Annotated in this window: 17 protein-coding genes; 10 read left to right on the top strand and 7 right to left on the bottom strand. The window is 69.5% G+C overall.

Features of this window, described 5'->3' with window-relative positions; translation table 11 throughout:
• Window positions 1-65: 65 nt before the first annotated feature.
• Window positions 66-413 carry a VOC family protein gene (locus tag ACWFR3_RS43710; protein WP_453740270.1) on the bottom strand — a complete coding sequence of 116 codons (348 nt, stop codon included), beginning with the start codon at window positions 411-413 and terminating at the stop codon, window positions 66-68.
• Between the two features lie 217 nt (window positions 414-630).
• Between ACWFR3_RS43710 and ACWFR3_RS43715 the strand changes: the two genes are divergently transcribed.
• Window positions 631-1,614, top strand: a complete 984-nt coding sequence (locus tag ACWFR3_RS43715) for an alpha/beta fold hydrolase (RefSeq protein WP_453740271.1) — start codon at window positions 631-633, stop codon at window positions 1,612-1,614.
• 74 nt (window positions 1,615-1,688) lie between these two features.
• Window positions 1,689-2,624: a hypothetical protein gene (locus ACWFR3_RS43720; RefSeq protein ID WP_453740272.1), complete on the top strand. Its 936-nt coding sequence runs from the start codon at window positions 1,689-1,691 to the stop codon at window positions 2,622-2,624.
• 84 nt (window positions 2,625-2,708) lie between these two features.
• On the opposite strand, the gene ACWFR3_RS43725 is transcribed toward ACWFR3_RS43720, so the two are convergent.
• Genes ACWFR3_RS43725 through ACWFR3_RS43735 form a run of 3 tightly spaced genes read right to left on the bottom strand, consistent with a single transcriptional unit; the run spans window position 2,709 to window position 4,406 of the window.
• The gene (locus ACWFR3_RS43725) at window positions 2,709-3,314 is read right to left on the bottom strand and encodes a hypothetical protein (protein WP_453740273.1); all 606 of its coding nucleotides are present in this window, start codon (window positions 3,312-3,314) and stop codon (window positions 2,709-2,711) included.
• 40 nt (window positions 3,315-3,354) lie between these two features.
• Window positions 3,355-3,543, bottom strand: coding sequence for a DUF397 domain-containing protein (locus ACWFR3_RS43730; protein WP_453740274.1), 189 nt, complete (start codon window positions 3,541-3,543; stop codon window positions 3,355-3,357).
• An 11-nt stretch (window positions 3,544-3,554) separates the two neighbouring features.
• Window positions 3,555-4,406, bottom strand: coding sequence for a helix-turn-helix domain-containing protein (locus ACWFR3_RS43735; RefSeq protein WP_453740275.1), 852 nt, complete (start codon window positions 4,404-4,406; stop codon window positions 3,555-3,557).
• Window positions 4,407-4,620: 214 nt separating this feature from the next.
• Here ACWFR3_RS43735 and ACWFR3_RS43740 point away from each other — a divergent pair, with 214 nt between their 5' ends.
• On the top strand, window positions 4,621-5,061 hold the full coding sequence (locus tag ACWFR3_RS43740) for an ATP-binding protein (protein ID WP_453740276.1): 441 nt from the start codon (window positions 4,621-4,623) through the stop codon (window positions 5,059-5,061).
• 2 nt (window positions 5,062-5,063) lie between these two features.
• Here the strand turns inward: ACWFR3_RS43740 and ACWFR3_RS43745 are convergent, their stop codons facing one another.
• The 3 genes from ACWFR3_RS43745 to ACWFR3_RS43755 form a co-directional block, all read right to left on the bottom strand.
• Window positions 5,064-5,684 (bottom strand): DJ-1/PfpI family protein, encoded by a 621-nt coding sequence (locus ACWFR3_RS43745; RefSeq protein ID WP_453740277.1) that lies wholly within the window; start codon window positions 5,682-5,684, stop codon window positions 5,064-5,066.
• 218 nt (window positions 5,685-5,902) lie between these two features.
• Window positions 5,903-6,064 (bottom strand): sigma-like protein, encoded by a 162-nt coding sequence (locus ACWFR3_RS43750; protein ID WP_453740278.1) that lies wholly within the window; start codon window positions 6,062-6,064, stop codon window positions 5,903-5,905.
• A 204-nt stretch (window positions 6,065-6,268) separates the two neighbouring features.
• Entirely contained in the window at window positions 6,269-9,223 is a 2,955-nt protein-coding gene (locus ACWFR3_RS43755) for an AfsR/SARP family transcriptional regulator (RefSeq protein WP_453740279.1), read from the bottom strand.
• 368 nt (window positions 9,224-9,591) lie between these two features.
• On the opposite strand from ACWFR3_RS43755, the gene ACWFR3_RS43760 reads away from it, so the two are divergent.
• The 7 genes from ACWFR3_RS43760 (at window position 9,592) to ACWFR3_RS43790 (ending at window position 19,148) form a co-directional block, all read left to right on the top strand.
• Window positions 9,592-10,812 carry an amidohydrolase family protein gene (locus tag ACWFR3_RS43760; protein WP_453740286.1) on the top strand — a complete coding sequence of 407 codons (1,221 nt, stop codon included), beginning with the start codon at window positions 9,592-9,594 and terminating at the stop codon, window positions 10,810-10,812.
• Between the two features lie 142 nt (window positions 10,813-10,954).
• Window positions 10,955-11,914: an LLM class F420-dependent oxidoreductase gene (locus ACWFR3_RS43765; RefSeq protein ID WP_453740280.1), complete on the top strand. Its 960-nt coding sequence runs from the start codon at window positions 10,955-10,957 to the stop codon at window positions 11,912-11,914.
• A 37-nt stretch (window positions 11,915-11,951) separates the two neighbouring features.
• Window positions 11,952-12,749, top strand: coding sequence for an SDR family NAD(P)-dependent oxidoreductase (locus ACWFR3_RS43770; protein WP_453740281.1), 798 nt, complete (start codon window positions 11,952-11,954; stop codon window positions 12,747-12,749).
• Window positions 12,750-12,847: 98 nt separating this feature from the next.
• Window positions 12,848-13,972, top strand: a complete 1,125-nt coding sequence (locus tag ACWFR3_RS43775) for an LLM class flavin-dependent oxidoreductase (protein ID WP_453740282.1) — start codon at window positions 12,848-12,850, stop codon at window positions 13,970-13,972.
• A gap of 161 nt (window positions 13,973-14,133) precedes the next feature.
• The gene (locus ACWFR3_RS43780) at window positions 14,134-15,873 is read left to right on the top strand and encodes an N-acyl-D-amino-acid deacylase family protein (RefSeq protein WP_453740283.1); all 1,740 of its coding nucleotides are present in this window, start codon (window positions 14,134-14,136) and stop codon (window positions 15,871-15,873) included.
• Complete coding sequence (locus ACWFR3_RS43785; protein WP_453740284.1) at window positions 15,870-17,339, top strand: aldehyde dehydrogenase family protein; 1,470 nt, start codon at window positions 15,870-15,872, stop codon at window positions 17,337-17,339. The genes ACWFR3_RS43780 and ACWFR3_RS43785 overlap by 4 nt, the downstream gene beginning before the upstream one ends.
• A gap of 249 nt (window positions 17,340-17,588) precedes the next feature.
• Window positions 17,589-19,148: an APC family permease gene (locus ACWFR3_RS43790; protein ID WP_453740285.1), complete on the top strand. Its 1,560-nt coding sequence runs from the start codon at window positions 17,589-17,591 to the stop codon at window positions 19,146-19,148.
• Window positions 19,149-19,339: the final 191 nt, after the last annotated feature.

Consider the following 19,339-nt stretch of genomic DNA (forward strand, 5'->3'; position numbering starts at 1 on the left):
CAAAACGCCCCGTTCGGCCAAGTGCCGGGCGGGGCTCTGTCGTTGGGCTTGACCTGCGGGTACTCTTAGAACTGGTAGTTAGATGTGTTGGGGTCGGTGAGCGTGACCCAGCCGCGCCCGTTGGGCTTCCGGTGATCCCCCACGATCTTGGCCCCGAGCCCGACGACCCGCTCGACTTCCTCGTCACGGGTGCGGTCCGTGGGCTGGAGGTCGACGTGCACGCGGTTCTTGACGCTCTTCGCGTCGGGCACGGTCACGAAGAGCATGGTGATGCCGTCGGCCTCGACCAGGGCTTCCGGGTCACCGGGAAAGTCGTCGTCGGCGAGCTTCCCGCCGAGTATTCCGGCCCAGAAGGTGCCCTGCCGGTAGGCGTCGGAACAGTCGAACGTGAGGTGGCGCACGAGGGAGGTCATGCGCGGCACTATCTGCGAGGGGGGTGGGGGGTGTCCAACGAGTTTCGCTTCACTGCCGCCGGGCCATGGCTTTCGGACGCGGTCATGCTGCTGGAGCGGTGGTGGCGCGAGGGTGAGCCATTTGCTGACCCGGCAAAGTTCCTCGCGGGCGGGGGAGGGGGCAGCCCAGGATCATAAGGACACACGACGTATCCACAGATCCGATCCGGGAGAAATCATGTCGCACCACGCGCAGCACCATCGACTGGTGGACGTCCCGGGCGGCCGGATCCACTTGGTGGAACAGGGCACGGGCCCCCTGGTCCTCCTGGTCCACGGCTTCCCGGAGTCCTGGTACTCGTGGCGCCACCAACTACCCGTCCTCGCCGAGGCGGGTTACCGCGCGGTGGCGATCGACGTGCGCGGGTACGGCCGCTCGTCGAAGCCGGGGAAGGTGGACGCGTACCGGATGCTGGAGCACGTCGCCGACAACGCGGCGGTCGTACGGGCCCTGGGCGCGGAGACCGCGACGATCGTGGGCCACGACTGGGGCTCGGGCATCGCGGCGAACTCGGCGCTGCTCGAACCGGACGTCTTCACGGCGGTGGGCTTGCTGAGCGTCCCCTACGCACCCCGTGGCGGCCCTCGCCCCACGGACGCCTTCGCCATGATCGGCGGCCCCGACGAGGAGTTCTACGTCAGCTACTTCCAGGAGCCTGGAAGGGCGGAGGCGGAGATCGAGCCGGATGTACGGGGCTGGCTCGCGGGCTTCTACACATCACTGTCGGCGGACACGATGCCGCCGCCGGACGCCCCGAGCCTGCACTTCGTGCCCCGCGGCGGCCGACTGTCCGACCGCTTCACCACCCCGACCACCGGCCTCCCCTCCTGGCTGACGGAGGACGATCTGGACATCTATGCGTCCGAGTTCGAACGCACCGGCCTGACCGGCGGGCTCAACCGATACCGCAACGTCGACCGCGACTGGGAGGACCTCGCGCCGTGGGACGGAGCCCCGATCACCCAGCCGTCACTGTTCATCGGCGGCGACCGGGACGCGTCGACGACCTGGCTGGCCGACGCGATCAAGGCGTACCCGCAGACCCTCCCCGGCCTGGTCTCCTCACACATCCTGGAGGGCTGCGGGCACTGGGCCCAGCAGGAACGGGCGTACGAGGTGAACCGGCTCCTGGTGGGGTGGCTGAGGGGGTTGCGGGGTTGAGGGGGCTGCGGGCGGCCTGACGGCGGTTGTCCACAGGGGCAGTCGGGCGGGGCCCTTTGCGGGAGCCTTGCCCGATGGGGGAATCACGAGAGCCGCAACCGCCGTCGGGTCTGCGGGAGCTGTCCGTCGAGGGTGTGCTGCTCACGCGCTGGGCCATGGCGGCGGGTTGGCCCCGGAGCAAGCTGTTCCGGCGGCTGACCGGTGAGGGGTGGACGCGGCTCGGGGGTGGGGTGTGGGCGGAGCCGGGGCGAACGGTGGACCTGCCACTCCGCCTGCGGGCCGGGCAACTGGCCATGCCGGGCCTGGTCGCCAGCCATACATCTGCGGCGTCGCTCTGGGCCATCGAAGTGCTCTGGGCGGAACCGGAGTTCACTGACCCGGACCGGTCGCGGCGCCGCGTCGGGGCGCGTATGCACTGGTCGGCCCTGTCACCTCGCGACGTCACCGTGACGCGGGGGCTCCGGGTGACGACGGTCGCGCGCACGCTGGCCGACCTGCTGCGGGGCGGGCCGAGGGACGAGGCGCTCGTGGCGGTCGACTCGGCGCTGACGTGGCGGACGATCGGCGTTGATCGCGTCCGGCGCCCGCCGCTGATCGCTGCGCCCGCCCTCGCCGCAGCCCTGGACGTCCCGCTCCCGGGCGCCGCCCGGGCCGGTCGCCGGCTGGCCCTCGCCGACCCCCTCGCCGGGTCACCGGCGGAGACGATGGCGCGGCTGCGGATGCATGACGCGGGTCTGCGCCCTTCCACCCAGGTGGAACTGCTGACGCCGAGCGGCCGACGCTGCCGTCCCGACTTCCTCTTCCGGGCGGAGGGCGTGGTCGTAGAGATCGAGGGCTACGCGTACCACGGCTCACGAGAGGCCCACCGCCGAGACTTGGCCCGCTACAACGACCTCGCGGCCTGCCCCGAGGTGCGGGTGGTACTGCGCTTCGGCGCGGATGAGGTCTTCGGTAACCCCGAGGCCTTCGTGGCCAAGGTCAAGACGGCGTTGGCGGGGCCCGGTGGGTAGGTGAGGGGCGGATTGCAGAAAAGTCCCGCCGAAAGGGCCCTTTGAGGGCCTCGCGGCGGGACTTTCTTGCAATCGGCTAATGCCCTAATGCCCGACGGGGGGCTCCATGCAGCCGGTTTCCATGAACGGGCCGTTGGTCTTCGCCTCGTAGTTCGTTGGTTGGACGAAGGCCGTTACGCAGGCGTCCTTGCGGACGCGGAGGCCGATCATGGTGCCCTCGGGGGTGACGTACTCGTCGTTCTCGTAGCGCGAACGCATCTCCTGGACTACGAGACTGCCGCTGAGCACCTTGCCCTTGCTGCCGGTCTTCACGATCTTGTAGCCGAGCTCGCCGGTGAGCGCGGCCCGGACGCTTTCCGGGTCCCACTTCTTCTTGGCGTGGAGCCGCTTGAGCACGGGCTTCATACGGGCCGCCTCGGCCTCGGCGGCTTCCTCGCTCGCGGGGGACATGTCGCCGGGGCGGCGGTAGGCGTTGTTGTCGCCGTTGTGCGGCGCACCGTCGACCACGCCCGGCTCCACGTACGGGGAGGCGCCGGGGGCAGAGCTGGAGCTCTGGCTTGGTTCGGGGGCGCCGACCGTGTCGTGCGGCTTCTCGCCGCAGGCGGTGAGCGTGGTGAGGGCGGCGCCCACGAGAAGAGCGGACACCGCGCCGAGGCGCCGCCGCTGCGTTGAGGTGACCATGCGGACCATGGCGGTGACTTTGCCATGGTTGGGCGGGGTGCGCTGCGGGTCAGCGGCGCTTTGTCTGTATGTGACGTATGAGTGCGGCGAGGCTCTTGGGGGTGGTTGCCAGAATTTGGGTGGGGGCGTCGCTCTCCCGGAGTCGGGGGACTCCCTCGACGGAGGCTAGCTCCACGCAGTCCGACGAGTCCTGACCGCCTGAGAACGACGACTTCTGCCACGCGATGTTCTGCGCCATGAGGGGACCTTTCACATGCTCTGTACGAGGCTGTGGATGAAGTCCTTCGACTCTAGGACGCTCAGAGCAGCGTGCTCCACCATGCTGAGTACTCCTCGGCAGCGGCTCAACTGCGCTTCGGCATGGGCGAACTCGCCGCCGTGCGGAGTGTCCAGGTAGACGGTGTCGAGCTGAGGATGGGCGCTGCCCGCGTACAGCATCGGGTGGTTGATCCCCGCGAAGCCGTTCACATCGAAAGGGACGACGCGAACCGTCACATGGGGTAGTTCCGAGCGGTCCAGGATGTGGAGTAGTTGGTCGCGGGCGACCTTTCGATCACCGGCCCTGATACGCAACGCCGCTTCGTGGATCACGGCCTCGTACGGCGCGGGTGGAGTGCCGTCGAAGGACCGCTGGCGTGCGATCCGGAACGTCACACGCCGCTCGAGGTCTTCATCGGACAACTTTGGCACCGAGGGCACGAGGAGCGCTCTGACCTGGGCTTCGGTCTGCAGGAGTCCGGGAATGTGGGCGCTCTGGAAGGTCCGCAAGTGCGTTGCGTGATCCTCCAGTTCGGCCATTTCCAGGTACCCAGCAGGGACCAACCCTCGATACTCTTCCCACCAGCCGGAACCACGCTCGGTCGCCATGGCCGTCAGTGCATCCAGGAGGGCGGCGTCGTCGCACGCGTACTGGCTGGTCAGATGGCGTACCCGCTCCGCGCTCACCCCCACCCGGGCCGCTTCCATGGCCGAAATCTTGGTCTCAGCGATTCCGGCTGCCCGTGCCGCCTCCCGTCCGGTCAGGCCCGCGCGCTCCCGGAGCTTGCGCAGCTCGGCGCCGAGCCGCTCCTGCCGTGCGGTGATGATGCTCCTCGCTGGCATGTTCCCTGCCTCTTATGGGTGTTGAGAGGTAGGAGTATTCCAGCTTTGCTTGACGGGGTTCAACTAGACCCCTACTTTTAGTGATGCGTCGCACACGCTGCGAAGTCACGAGTGTCCGGAAGCGCACCGCCCCGCCATGCCATGGCGGCGGCGACATGCCACCGCCCGGTGACGTAGCGAGCCCCATCACCCCTCACTCCACCCGGAGTCACGCATGCCCAGAACCGTCGATGGCGACTGTCCGGACGAACCGAACGAGCAAGGCGAACCGTGGGAGTACACCCTCTACGTCCCGCACGACCTCCGCGCCGTCACCATCGGCCGCCGCACCCTCCGCCTAGTCCTCAACGCCCACGGCCTGCCGCACATCGCGGAAGCCGCCGAACTGCTGGCGACCGAGCTGATCAGCAACGCTTTGCGGCACACGAAAGGCCCCGCCGCCCTGCGTCTCCGCTGGGCGGGGCGGGTCCTTCGTATCGGTGTGTGGGACGGCGACCCGTCCCCGCCGGAGGCATCCGCTCGCGTCTCCGTGTACGCGGAGGAAGGGCGGGGGCTCGGCCTCGTCCGGGACTGCTCCGACGGGTGGGGCTGGTATCCGCTCGGCGGGAGCGGTGGCTCCGGCAAGTGTGTCTGGTGCGAGCTGACCGCAGCCTGAGGCTAGGACACGGTCTGCGCCCGGAAGTTCTCCACGATCGCGGCCGGGGCCTTTGCCGGGGAGCCGGCGTCGTACGGCGGCTGGGGGTCGTACTCGATCAGGAGTTGTACGGTCTGCGCGTGCTCGTCGCCCGCGATCTTGCCCGCCAGGGTGAGGCCCATGTCGATACCGGCGGAGACGCCCGCGCCGGTGACGTACTTCCCGTCGAACACGACGCGCTCCCCGGTCGGCTCGACCCCGTACTTCTTGATCTGCTCGAGCGCCAGCCAGTGGGAGGTGGCGCGGCGGCCCTTGAGGAGACCGGCGGCGGCGAGGATGAGGGAGCCGGTGCAGACGGAGGTGGTCCAGGTGGTGGTGGCGTCGACGCGGCGGAGCCAGTCGAGGATGGCCTCGTTGTCGAGCGCGGGCTCCGCGCTGCCGGGTACGACGACGATGTCCGGGCTGCTGACCTCGGCGAGGGACTTCGTGGCGACGAGGGAGAGGGTGCGGGTGTCGTCGAGGACGGGGCCCGCCTGCTCGGCCACGAAGACGACTTCGGCGCCCGGGAGTCCGGCGAGGGTCTGGAAGGGGCCTATCGCGTCGAGGACGGTGAGGTTGTCGTAGAGCAGGATCGCGATCTGCATGGGGTCCCTTTCCCGGTGCGGTGGGCGGCGGCGAGGTTGTCGTGCCGTGGGCTCAAGTCTTCAGCCGCGCCCCGGTGTCTGCAATGACGAGCAGCCCACCTTTCCTGCCATCGGAGCCATGGGTGTCATGGGAGCCATGGGACAAGGCCCCCGGACATGCGTCGACCGCGGTGGCTCCCCCTCCGCGCCACCGCGGTCGAATCCCCGTGCAAGAAGGTTCAGTTGGCGGGCTCGGAACCCGCGTGGTTGTCCTGCGTGGTGATCTTCGTGGGCTCGCTGCCCGCGTGGTTGTCCTGCGTGGTGATCTTCGTGGGCTCGCTGCCCGCGTGGTTGTCCTGCGTGGTGGGGTCGTCGGTCTTCTTCTTCTTGGCGTCGCTCATGAGTTGATCTCCCCTGTTGGTAGAGCAGAGTGGGAACAAGGCCCGCCCGGCAGCTCCCCCGAGGACCGCCGGACGGGCGTTGTAGAGCCGAACATGCTATCTGTCCAGCTCTCCGCCAAGCCGTCTGCCCCCCGAGGCGACGGTTCGACATGTATGAGAGTGCCGGGTGGCGATAAACGATTGATGAACGGCGGCGGCGTACTTCTAGACCGCCGCAACGGGCCCGAGCAACCGCCGTACTTCATCTGCCTCCGCGGCACCGGACTGCTGATAGATCGCCAGAGCTTCTGTCCAGCAAGCCTTCGCCCTGTCCACCTGGCCGAGCTCTGCCAGGGACCGCCCCAGGGTCGTCAGGACATTGCCCCGCATCCAGTCACCGCCGATGCAGCGCAGGGCCAGCGCCTGCTCCGCGTGCTGCGCGGCCTGTGCGGGGCGACGCGCGGCGAGGTGGGCTTCAGCGATCCTGAAGTGGGTGGTTCCTTCCCAGAGGCGCTGGCGGTTCTCGGTGAAGATGGTGAGCGCCTCCGACAGCTCGTCGAGGGCCTCTGAGTGCCGGCCCGCCCGGGTCAGCGCGATGCCCAGAGCGAAGCGTCCGTTGGCGCGGCGCAGCGTCAGCCCCATGTTGTCGTAGATGGCGATGCCTTGCCGGGCGAGCTCTACGGCGCTTGTCGTGCGCCCCATGGCGACATGGATGCGGGAGAGGTTGCAGAGGGCGCTGGCCTCACCGACCTGATTGCCGATGGCGCGGAAGTTGTCTATCGCCTGCTGCAGATACCGCTCGCCGTCTGCGTGGCGGCTCTGGTAGATGGCGATGATCCCGCGGTCGTTCGAGGCCCAGCAGATGGGCACGGTGTCTCCTGCCTTCTCCGCGAGGAGCGTGGCGAGCCGGGCTTCCTCGTCCGCCGCGTCGAAGCGGCCTGAGACCAGCAGAACATTGGTCAGTGTCGTACGGGCCCGTCCCTCTGCCCGCACGTCCCCGGCGGCGTTGGCGGCGTCACGGACGGCGACGGCCGTCGTCTCGTACTGATGCGAGTTGGCGCCCGACTCGGCGAGATCCTTGGCAGCCCAGAGGAGGTCGACGGCACGCCTGAGCATGCTTCCGTCGCCTGCGGACTGCCGTACGCAGGCCAGCAGGCTGTTGGCTTCGGTGTACAGCCAGTCGAGAGCGGTACCGCCCGCCGAGAACTGCAGTCCCGCGTAATCCGTCCGCTCCAGGTGGTCCACGAGCCGGTCTCCCGGCCGCTCAAGGGCGTAGACCCCGGTTGCCGTGGCCAGATAAAAGTCCAGCAACCGCGACATCGCCGCCCCCCGCTCACTCGGCGGCTGCTCGTCCCGTTCCGCACACGCACGCGCGTAGAGCCGCACCAGATCGTGGTAGCGGTAGCGGCCCGGCGCAGCCGATTCGACCAGGGACGTGTCGACCAGCATTTCCAGCAGGTCCTCCGTCTCCTCCAGTGGGAGGTCCAGGACCGCCGCTGCCGCCGCGAGGGAGAGGTCGGGGCCGTCTGCCAGGCCCAGGAGGCGGAACGCGCGGGCCTGGGCCGGCTCCAGTTGGCCGTAGCCCAACTCGAACGTCGCCTTGACCGCGAGGTCGCCCGCCTGGAGTTCGTCCAGGCGGCGCCGCTCGTCCGCCAGCTTGGCGGCGAGGGTCGAGACCGTCCATGTGCGGCGCGCCGCCAGGCGTGATGCCGCGATGCGGATGGCCAGGGGGAGGAAGCCGCAGGCCGCCACCACGTCGAGCGCCGCCTTGCGCTCCGACTGGACCCTCTCCTCGCCGACGATCCGGGTGAAGAGGAGAAGGGCTTCTTCCGGAGACATTACGTCCAGGTCCACCAAGTGCGCCCCGGCCAGGTCCACCATCCGGATGCGGCTGGTGACCAGCGCCGCGCAGCCCTCCATGCCGGGGAGCAGCGGACGTACCTGTGCCGCGTCGCGCGCGTTGTCCAGGACCACCAGGACCCGGCGGCCGTCCAGCACGGAGCGGTACAGCGCCGCCCTCTCCTCCAGGGAGTCCGGGATCGCCGAGTCGGGAGTGCCCAGGGCACGGAGGAACGCGCCGAGGACCGTCTCCGGCTCCGCCGCCCTCGCGCCCGCTCCCTGAAGGTCCACGTACAGCTGTCCGTCGGGGAAGTACGTCCGCGCCACATGCGCCACGTGGACCGCGAGCGTCGTCTTGCCCACGCCCCCGATGCCCGCGAGCGCCGAGACCGCCATCACCCGGCCCTCGGCCGCCGACAGGATCTCGCTCAACTCGGTCACGAAGGACGCGCGGCCCGTGAAGTCCGGGACCGTCGCCGGGAGCTGGGCCGGGCGTACCACCGCCGCCGCCGGTTCCGGGGTCGCCGCGGAGGGTTCGGCCAGGGCCGGGTCCGCCTGGAGGATGCGCTGCTGGAGTTCCTTCAGACCGGGGCGCGGGTCCACCCCCAGCTCGTCGGCGAGCAGTCGGCGCGTGTCCGCGTAGACCGCGAGGGCCTCCGCCTGGCGCCCGCTGCGGTAGAGGGCCAGCATCAACAACTCCCGCAACCGCTCCCGCAAGGGGTGCGCCGCCGTGAGGGCGGTGAGTTCCGAGACCGCTTCCGCGTGGCAGCCGACCTCCAGGTCCATGTCCAGGCGGGACTCAAGGAGCTGCAGGCGCCACTCCTCCAGGCGCGTGCGCTCCGTCTCCGCGTACGGACCGGGGACGTTGGCCAGGGGTTCGCCGTCCCAGAGGCCGAGCGCCTTGTTGACCAGGGAACGTGCCTGGCAGAGGTCGCCGACGCCGCGCGCCTTCTCCGCCTCCGCCCACAGGTCCTCCGCGAGGGACAGGTCCAGGGCGCCCTCGGCCACCGCTATCGCGTAGCCGCCCGACTCGCTGACCAGGACTCCGGCGGGCAGGACCTTGCGCAGGCGCGACGCGTACGTACGGACCGCGGCGAGCGCCTGCGAGGGCGGTTCGTCGCCCCAGAGCGCGTCGATCAGCTCGTGGGCCGTCGCCGTGCGCCCGGCACGCAGCAGGAGCGCGGCCAGGAGTGCGCGCTGCTGCGGAGAGCCCATGGAGAGCTGCTCGGCGCCGTGCCATGCGCGTACGGGGCCGAGCACGCTGAAGTGCGGTCTCAGTTCCTCGGGGGCGTTCCCCGGGGCCGGACGCCGCTGGTCCGGTACTCGCGGTACAACGTCCATCGCTCCCCCTGCTGCCGTGCCCGGCCGTCGCCGTGCCTGGTCGTGCGCCGCGGGTCTGCCCTGCCCGCGCTGTTCGCTCTTTGCCTCGCTCTGTTCTTTACCAGTCTCTTGCTCCCCGCCAGTTTGCCTTGTTCATGGCGGATGCGTCAGCAGTGGGAGACGGCTCTCACAGGGTCCACGCACTCGGGGGCCGGTATTGATCTGCGTACGGACGGTCCGCGGGAGGCCGGGGGACGGCCGGGGGACAGCCGTGGGGCAGCCGGGGAGAGGTCGGTGCGTGGCCGGTGGACGGGAGACGGATCGCTGACGGGGAGCTGACGGGTCGTCAGATCAGCGCTACCGTGGAGCACATGGAGACCACTGAGACCCTGCCGACGTTCCCGAGGATCATCTCGGTGGACGACCACACCGTTGAGCCGGCCAACGTCTGGCGGGACAGGCTGCCGTCGAAGTACCAGGACAGGGGGCCGCGCATCGTCCGGGCGCCCCTGAAGTCGATGAGCTTCATGGGCGGGAAGTTCGCCCCGGTGATGGGCGCGAAGGGGGATGACGGGCCGATCGGGGACTGGTGGATCTACGAAGATCTTCACCGGCCCCTCACTCGCCTCGACACCGCCGTCGGCTACGACAGGGACGAGATCAAGCTGGAGGTCATCACCTACGAGCAGATGCGCCCGGGTTCCTTCAACGTGCCCGACCGCCTCGCCGACATGGACGTCAACCACGTCCAGTCCGCCCTCTGCTTCCCCACCTTCCCCCGCTTCTGCGGCCAGACGTTCACCGAGGCCAAGGACCGCGAACTCGGCCTGCTCGGGGTGCAGGCGTACAACGACTGGATGGTGGACGAGTGGTGCGGGCCCCGGGCGCAGGGCCGTCTCATCCCCCTCACCCTCATCCCGCTCTGGGACGCCGAACTCGCCGCCGCCGAGGTCCGCCGCAACGCGGCCCGCGGCGTGCGTGCGGTCGCCTTCTCCGAGATACCGCCCCACCTGGGCCTTCCCTCCATCCATACGGACGAGTGGGACCCCTTCCTGCGGGCCTGCGACGAGACCGGCACCGTCATCGCCATGCACATCGGGTCGAGCAGCAAGATGCCGTCGACGTCCGCCGACGCACCGCCCGCCGTGGGCTCCACCATCACCTTCGCCAACTGCTGTTTCTCGATGGTCGACTGGCTGATGAGCGGCAAGTTCGAGCGCTTCCCGAACCTGAAGATCATGTACGCGGAGGGGCAGATCGGCTGGATCCCGTACATCCTGGAGCGCGCCGACGTGGTCTGGGAGGAGAACCGCGGGTGGGGCGGGGTCGCCGACAAGGTGCACCGGCCGCCGTCCGAGCTCTTCACCGAGCACGTCTACGGCTGCTTCTTCGACGACGCCTTCGGGCTGAAGAACCTCGACTCGATCGGCGTCGGCAACGTCCTGTACGAGACCGACTACCCGCACTCCGACTCGACCTGGCCCAAGTCGAGGCAGGTCGGCGAGGACCAGATGGGTCACCTGGCGCCGGATGTCGTGGACCGGATCGTCCGGGGCAACGCGATCGACCTGCTCGGGCTCACGGACGACGGGCTGTGGCCCGGGGCCTGATCCGACGGCGAGCCCGGACGCCCGCCGGGTGTCCGGGCTCTTCTGTGTTCCTACCCCTTGCCTGACGAACCGTCAGATACGACGATGAGACCCGTCGCCGTATATGACGTACCGTCAGATCGAAGTGAGGGGTCGGGTTCCCATGGCTGCCAACGCGCTGGCGCACATATTCCCGCAAGGGCGACTGGTCTACGGGATGCAGCTCCCGATCCAGTCGCAGAGCGTCATGTACGCGGAGGCGTGGGAGGCGGACGCCACCACCGAAGACCTCGCGGAGATCGCCCGCACCGCCGACCGGGGCGGCTTCGCGTACATCGCGAGCTGCGATCACGTGGCCATTCCGCGGCGGCTCGCGGACACCATGAGCACCGTCTGGTACGACCCGGTGGCCACGCTCTCCTTCCTCGCGGGGATCACCGAGAACGTACGGCTGATGAGCCACGTCGCCGTGGTCGGGCTGCGGCATCCGCTCGTCAGCGCCAAGCAGTACGCGACCCTGGACCGGCTCAGCGGCGGGCGGCTGATACTGGGGGTCGGGGCCGGGCACGTGCAGGAGGAGTTCGACGCCGTGGGGGCCGATTTCGAGCGGCGCGGGCCCGTGCTCGACGAGAGCATCGACGCGCTCAAGGCCGCGCTCGGGCCCGAGGAGTATCCCGAACACCACGGCGACCACTTCGACTTCGGCGGGCTCGGACAGAAGCCGCGTCCCGTGCAGGAACGCGTGCCCGTCTGGGTGGGCGGCTCCTCGCCCGCCGCCGTCCGCAGGGCCGCCGTCCGCGGTGACGGATGGCTGCCGCAGGGCGACCCGCGCGACAAGCTGCCCGCACAGATCGCGAAGCTGAAGCGGCTGCGCGAGGAGGCGGGGGTGGCGGAGCCGGTCGTCGTGGGGGCGATCGCCGAGCCCTTGTACGTGGGGGAGCCCGGCTGGTCCGTGGGGCGGCGCACCCTGAGCGGGAAGCCGGACGCCCTCGCGGAGTCGCTGCGCGCGTACGGGGCGATGGGGGTGCAGCAGATACAGGTGCGGTTCCGCAGCCGGGGGCGCACCGAGCTGACGGATCAGATGGCGGCGTTCGCCGCCGAAGTCGCCCCGCACCTGAACTGACCGACCTCTCCCGGCGCCACCACTCAAGGAGATTCGTATGGGCAAGCTGGACGGGCGCGTCGTCATCGTCACCGGTGGGGCGCGCGGGCAGGGCGAGCAGGAGGCGCGGCTCTTCGCCGCCGAGGGAGCGCGGGTCGTCATCGGCGACGTGCTCGACGAGCAGGGCGAGACCCTCGCCAAGGACCTCGCCAGGGAACTCGGCGGGGACGTGGCCAGGTACGTGCACCTCGACGTCAGCCGGGAGGCCGACTGGGAGGCGGCGATCGACGCCGCCAAGGACGCCTTCGGGAAGATCGACGGCTTGGTCAACAACGCCGGGATCCTGCGCTTCAACGAACTCGTCAGCACCCCGCTCGAGGAGTTTCAGCAGATCATCCAGGTCAACCAGATCGGCTGCTTCCTCGGTATCCGCACCGTCGCGCCCGAGATCGCCGCCGCCTGCGGCGGGACCATCGTGAACACCGCGTCGTACACGGCGATGACGGGCATGGCCTACGTAGGCGCGTACGCCGCGACCAAGCACGCCATCCTCGGCCTCACGCGCGTCGCCGCCCTTGAGCTCGCCGACAAGAACATCCGCGTCAACGCGGTCTGCCCGGGGGCCGTCGACACCCCGATGACCAACCCCGCGCAGCTCGATCCCACCGCCGATCCCGCCGAGGCGGGGGAGGCCGTCGCCGAGCTCTACAAGAAGCTCGTGCCGCTCGGGCGGATCGGGCGGCCCGAGGAGGTGGCCGCCCTCGCGCTCTTCCTGACCGGGGGCGACTCGGCGTACATCACCGGGCAGCCGTTCGTCATCGACGGGGGCTGGCTCGCGGGGGTCAGCATCGCCTGACGGTGCATCAGGTATTGACGCTCCACCCGCCCGGTGGAACAGTCGACGTCATCAAGATCTGACGGTGCGTCAGAAACTCACGAGGATGGTGAACCTCCTTGGAATTCGGTCTCTTTGTACAGGGATACGTGCCCGCCAAACGGGCCAAGGTCGACCCCGAAGCCGAGCACAAGGCGCTCATCGAGGAGACCGAGTACGTCATCCAGGCGGACAAGTCCGGCTTCAAGTACGCCTGGGCCTCCGAGCACCACTTCCTGGAGGAGTACTCGCACCTCTCCGCCAACGACGTCTTCCTCGGCTATCTCGCCCATGCCACCGACCGCATCCACCTGGGCTCCGGCATCTTCAACCCGCTCGCCCCGGTGAACCACCCGGTCAAGGTCGCCGAGAAGGTCGCCATGCTCGACCATCTCTCCGAAGGGCGCTTCGAGTTCGGGTCGGGGCGCGGCGCCGGGTCGCACGAGATACTGGGCTTCATGCCGGGCATCACCGACATGAACCACACCAAGGAACTCTGGGAAGAGACCATCGCCGAGTTCCCCAAGATGTGGCTCCAGGACGAGTACGTCGGCTTCCAGGGCAAACACTGGTCGCTGCCGCCCCGCAAGGTCCTTCCCAAGCCGTACGGGAAGTCGCACCCGGCGATGTGGTACGCCGCCGGGTCCCCGCCCTCGTACGCGATGGCCGGCAAGAAGGGGCTCGGGGTACTGGGCTTCAGCGTGCAGAAGGTCTCCGACATGGAGTGGGTCCTGGAGTCGTACAAGACGGCCGTGAAGGACGCAGAGCCGGTCGGCGCCTTCGTCAACGACAACGTCATGGTGACCTCGACCGCGATCTGCGCGGAGACGCACAAGAAGGCCGTGGAGATCGCCGTCAGCGGCGGGCTGAACTATCTGCAGTCCCTCCTCTTCCGCTACCACGACACCTTCCCGCGCCCCGAGGGCATCCCCGAGTGGCCCGAGCTGCTCCCCGAGTACACCGAGGAGATCATCGAGCTGCTCATCGCCGAGGAGCTGATGATCTGCGGCGATCCGGACGAGGTCCTCACGCAGTGCAAGCGGTGGGAGCAGGCGGGGGCGGATCAGCTCAGCTTCGGGCTTCCCATCGGGATCTCGCCCGAGGACACGAAGAACACGATCAAGCTGATCGGTGAGCACGTGATTCCGAAGATCGACACCGATCCCGTGCACCGGACCTCGCGGATGCGGGGTGCGGGGGCCTGAGGCGGTTGAGCCGTCGCCAGTGACCGCCCCGGCCTTCCCTTCCCGGACGGAGGCCGGGGCACCCTCCTATCGCCCTTCGGGCGTGTTTCTCCCGCCCACCCACCCGTTCTGCACGGCCCGATCCGTACCGAAAAAGACACGTCAAGGGGGACGACCTCGTCATGCTCGACCATCTGATCAAGGGCGCGACCGTAGTCGACGGGACCGGCGCCCCCGCGTTCACCGCCGACGTAGGCATCCGGGACGGCCGCATAGCCGTCGTCGCCGAGCCCGGTGCCGTCACGGAAGAGGCCCGGACCAGCGAAGACGCCACGGGACGCATCCTCGCCCCCGGATTCGTCGACCCGCACACGCACTACGACGCCCAGCTCTTCTGGGACCCCTACGCGACCCCGTCCCTGAACCACGGCGTCACCACCGTCGCGGGCGGCAACTGCGGCTTCACGCTCGCCCCGCTGAACCCCGACCGGCCCGAGGACGCCGACTACACGCGGCGGATGATGTCCAAGGTCGAGGGCATGTCCCTGGTGGCGCTCGAAGAGGGCGCGCCCTGGTCGTGGAGTTCGTTCGGCGAGTATCTGGACGCCCTGGACGGCCGCGTCGCCGTCAACGCGGGCTTCATGGTGGGGCATTGCGCGCTGCGGCGGTACGTCATGGGCGCGGACGCGGTCGGCGGGCAGCCGACCCCCGAGCAGCTCGACGAGATGCTGCGGCTCTTCCATGAGGCCATGGACGCCGGTGCCTGGGGGCTCTCCACCACGCAGTCCTCCACGCACTCGGACGGCGACGGTGAGCCGGTGGCATCCCGGCACGCGAAGCCCGAGGAGCTGCTCGCGCTGAGCCGGGCCGTCGCCGAGCACGAGGGCACGCAGCTCGAAGCCATCGTCGCGGGCTGTCTCGATCAGTTCAGCGACGACGAGATCGACCTGTTCGTCGAGATGAGCGCCGCTGCCGGTCGGCCGCTGAACTGGAACGTCCTCACCATCGACTCCGCCGTGCCCGAGCGCGTCCCGCGCCAGCTGATGGCCAGCGAGCGCGCCCGCAAGTCCGGCGGCCGGATCGTGGCCCTCACGATGCCGATCCTCACCCCCATGAACATGTCGCTCGGCACCTTCTGCGCACTGAACCTGATCCCGGGGTGGGGCGACGTGCTCGGCCTCCCCGTCCCCGAGCGCATCGCCAAACTGCGCGACCCGGACGTCAGGGGCGAGATGCTGCGGCGCGCCGCGAGCAAGGAGGCCGGGGTCTTCCGGCGGCTCTCGAACTTCGACCGCTACGTCATCGGGGACACGTACTCCAAGGAGAACGAAGGCCTCACGGGGCGCGTCGTCGGCGACATCGCCGCCGAGCGCGGCCAGGAAGCCTTCCAGTGCCTCGTCGAGATCTGCGCCAACGACGATCTGCGTACGGTCCTGTGGCCGATGCCCTCCGACAACGACCCCGCGTCGTGGACCCTGCGCCAGGAGACCTGGCAGCACGAGGACGTCATGCTGGGCGGCTCCGACGCGGGCGCGCACCTGGACCGCATGTGCGGAGCCCCGTACACGACCCGGTTCATCGGGGACTGCCTGCGGGGGCGCAAGCTCGTCGGCCTCGAGCAGGCGGTGAAGATGCTCACCGACGATCCCGCGCAGCTCTTCGGGCTGCGGGGGAGGGGTCGGATCGAGGAGGGCTTCCACGCTGACCTCGTGCTCTTCGACCCCGAGCTCATCGATGCGGGCAAGGCCACGCTGGTGCACGACCTGCCGGGCGACAGCCCCCGCCTGGACTCCAAGGCGATCGGCATCAACGCCGTCTGGGTCAACGGGGTCGAGGCCATCCGCGAGGACCGGGTGACGGGCGCGACGCCCGGCACGGTGCTCCGCTCGGGCCGGGACACCAGGACGGTGAGCACCAAGTGAGTGAGCAGGAACAGCGGCTGTTCGTCGGCGGCGAGTGGGTCGAGCCCGACGGCGGGCACTACGAGGTGATCAACCCGGCCACCGAGGGTGTCGTCGGCCTTGCTCCCGAGGCGAGCCGTGAGCAGGTGCACGCGGCGGCCGGCGCCGCCCGCGAGGCCTTCGCCACCTGGTCGCGTACGACCCCCGAGGAGCGGGCCGCCGTCCTGGACGGGGCGGCGGAGATCATGCGGCGCGACTTCGTCCCGTACGCGGAACTCGCGCAGGCCGAGAGCGGTGCGACGACCGGGACGGCGCGCGGGATGCAGGTCGCGGTGTCGGTGGCGCGCTTCAAGCGGTACGCGAAGGGTGCCCTTGAGCCGGTCGAGGCGGCCCTTGTGCCGCAGATCAGCGAGGCGGGCCCGATGGGGAAGGCGGGTGTGCTCGGTGCGCTCGCCGTCCGCCAGCCGGTGGGCGTCGTCACCTGCATCACCTCGTACAACAATCCGTGGGCCAACCCGGCGGGCAAGGTGGCCCCCGCCCTGGCCATGGGCAACACGGTCGTCGTGAAGCCCGCCCCGCAGGACCCGCTGTCGGTGTACCGGATGGCGGCGGCCCTTGAGGAGGCCGGGGCGCCGCCCGGAGTGGTGAACGTGGTGAGCGGCGCCCGCCCGGAGGTCGGCGAGGCGGCCGTGGACTCACCGGACGTCGACATGGTGAGCTTCACCGGCTCGACGTCGGTGGGGCAGCGGATCGCCGAGGTGTGCGGGCGCGACATGAAACGCCAGCTGATGGAGCTGGGCGGCAAGGGCGCGGCGCTCGTCTTCGAGGACGCGGACCTGGACTCGGCGGTGGCGGAGATCGGGACGACGTACGCCTTCTACAGCGGGCAGATCTGCACGGCTCCGACGCGGGTGATCGCGCACCGCGCGATCCACGACGAGCTGATCGAGAAGCTGACGGGCTACATCGGCTTCATGAAGGTCGGCGATCCGCAGGCGCAGGGGACGGTCGTCGGCCCGGTGATCTCGGCGGCGCACCGGGACCGCATCGAGTCGTACGTGGAGCTGGGTCGCAAGGAGGGCGCGCGGGTCGTCGCGGGCGGCGAGCGCCCGGCGGGCCCCGGCCTGGACCGCGGCTTCTACGTCGCGCCGACGCTGCTCGCGGACTGCACGAACGACATGCGGGTGGTCCGCGAGGAGATCTTCGGCCCGGTCGTGGTGGTGGTCCCCTTCGACGACGAGGAGGAGGGCATCGCGCTGGCCAACGACAGCGACTACGGCCTCATCGACTACGTCTGGTCGGGCGACGTGGCCCGCGCCTTCCGCGTCGCGCGGCGGCTGCGGGCGGGCGGGGTCGGCGTGAACACGATCGGCCGGAACATGGAGGCGCCGTTCGGCGGGTTCAAGAAGAGCGGGGTCGGGCGGGACGTGGGCTCGTACGCGCTGCACGCGTACAGCGAGCTCCAGTCGATCGTGTGGCCGGGGTGATGTCCGGAGGATGTCCGGTATGTGGAATGCGAGAAGGAGCTCGGGAAAATTTTGAACCGGGGCAAAACGGGCAGTGCTGCGGTTCCCGCATACCGGACAGTCTGACTTTTGCCTGTCAATGAATGGAAGTTGTGGTTGGTTCGCCAGTTAATCAATGGCGACTGACCCTCTCAGCCCATTGATGGCAAGGCGATCGATCCGGATCGCGATCCTCCGTATGTGGAAACCGCAGCCCTTAACGTCCTGTTCATGACCCAGTTGGACGTACGGCCCCAGGCCGGAGACACGGTAAACGGCGCCCCCGACGGGGGCGTACGCGCCAAAGGCCTGGGCGGGAACTCCGTCGGCCTCATGGGCAGCGCCGTCATCGGCATCTCCACCGTCGCCCCCGTCTACTGCCTGACGTCGACCCTCGGCTCCACGGCCGGCGAGGTCGGCCTGGCCATGCCCGCGGTCTTCCTCGCGGGTTTCCTGCCGATGCTCCTGGTGGCATTCGCCTACCGCGAGCTCAACAAGGCCATGCCGGACTGCGGCACCTCGTTCACCTGGACGGTCAAGGCCTTCGGCCCCCGGATCGGCTGGATGTGCGGCTGGGGCCTGGTCATCGCCACGATCATCGTCCTGTCGAACCTTGCGGGCGTGGCGACCTCGTACTTCTGGCTCCTGGCCGGCGAGATCACGGGCAACGACTCCGTGGCGGCCCTCGACGACAACAAGGCCGTCCACATCCTCACGTGCCTCGCCCTGATCGCCGCCGCGACGGCCATCAGCTACCGGGGGATGACGGCCACCAAGGGCGTGCAGTACGCCCTTGTGGGGCTGCAGCTTGTCGTCCTCGCGATCTTCGTCGTGATGGCCTTCCAGAAGGCGGGCAGCGCACAGTTCCCGCTGTCGCAGGACTTCTCGTGGTCATGGCTGAACCCGTTCGCCGTGAAGTCGTTCTCCTCCTTCACCGCGGGCCTCTCGCTCGCGATCTTCATCTACTGGGGCTGGGACGCGTGCCTGGCCGCCAACGAGGAGACGACCGGCAGCGACAAGACCCCCGGCCGCGCCGCGCTCATCGCGATGGTCGTCCTGGTCGGCTCCTATCTCGCGACGGCCGTCGCCGCGCAGATGGTGGTGGGCGCGGGCACCAAGGGCCTGGGCCTGGCCAACCCCGACACCTCCGACAACGTCTTCGCCGTCCTCGCGGGCCCCGTGATGGGCCCGACCCTCGGCATCCTGCTCTTCGTCGCGGTCCTCGCGTCGGCGGCGGCGAGTTTGCAGACCACGTTCATCCCGGTGGCCCGCACGGTCCTCGCCATGTCCTCGTACGAGGCGCTCCCGCCGTCGTTCGCCCGCGTCCACCCGCGCTTCAAGACGCCGGGCCGCGCGACGGTCACGGCGGGCGTCGCGACCGCCGTCTTCTACACGGTCATGACGCTGGTCTCCGAGCACGTCCTGGTCGACACGATCTACGCGCTCGGCCTCATGATCTGCTTCTACTACGCGCTGACGGCCTTCGCCTGCGTCTGGTATTTCCGCCGCGAGCTCTTCAACTCGGTCCGTGACTTCGTCTTCAAGGGACTGCTCCCGGTCCTCGGCGGCGTCCTGCTGACCGGCGTCTTCGCCAAGACCCTCATCGACATGTGGAACCCCGCCTACGGCAGCGGCTCCTCCGTCTTCGGCGTCGGCTCGGTCTTCGTGATCGGCGTGGGCCTGCTGCTGCTCGGCGTGGTGATCATGCTGGTGATGGGCCGCAAGAGCCCGGCGTTCTTTCGGGGCGAGGTCCTTAAGCGGGAGACCCCGGCGTTGGTCGTCGCGGACTGAACTCGGCCCCCGCTGTTCGGTTCGGGTGCGCTGCCGACCGCGGGTGCGTCGTGGTTGCTCGCGCCCACGCGGCGGAGCCGCATATGTCACAGCCCCGCGCCCCTGAAAGGCGCGGCGAAGCCGCTGCCTCAGGGGCGCGGGGAACTGCGCGGCCCGCCCCCCCCCCCGGGCAGGCGGTCACGGCCCCCGGG

The organism is Streptomyces sp. NPDC055189, from assembly GCF_053606765.1.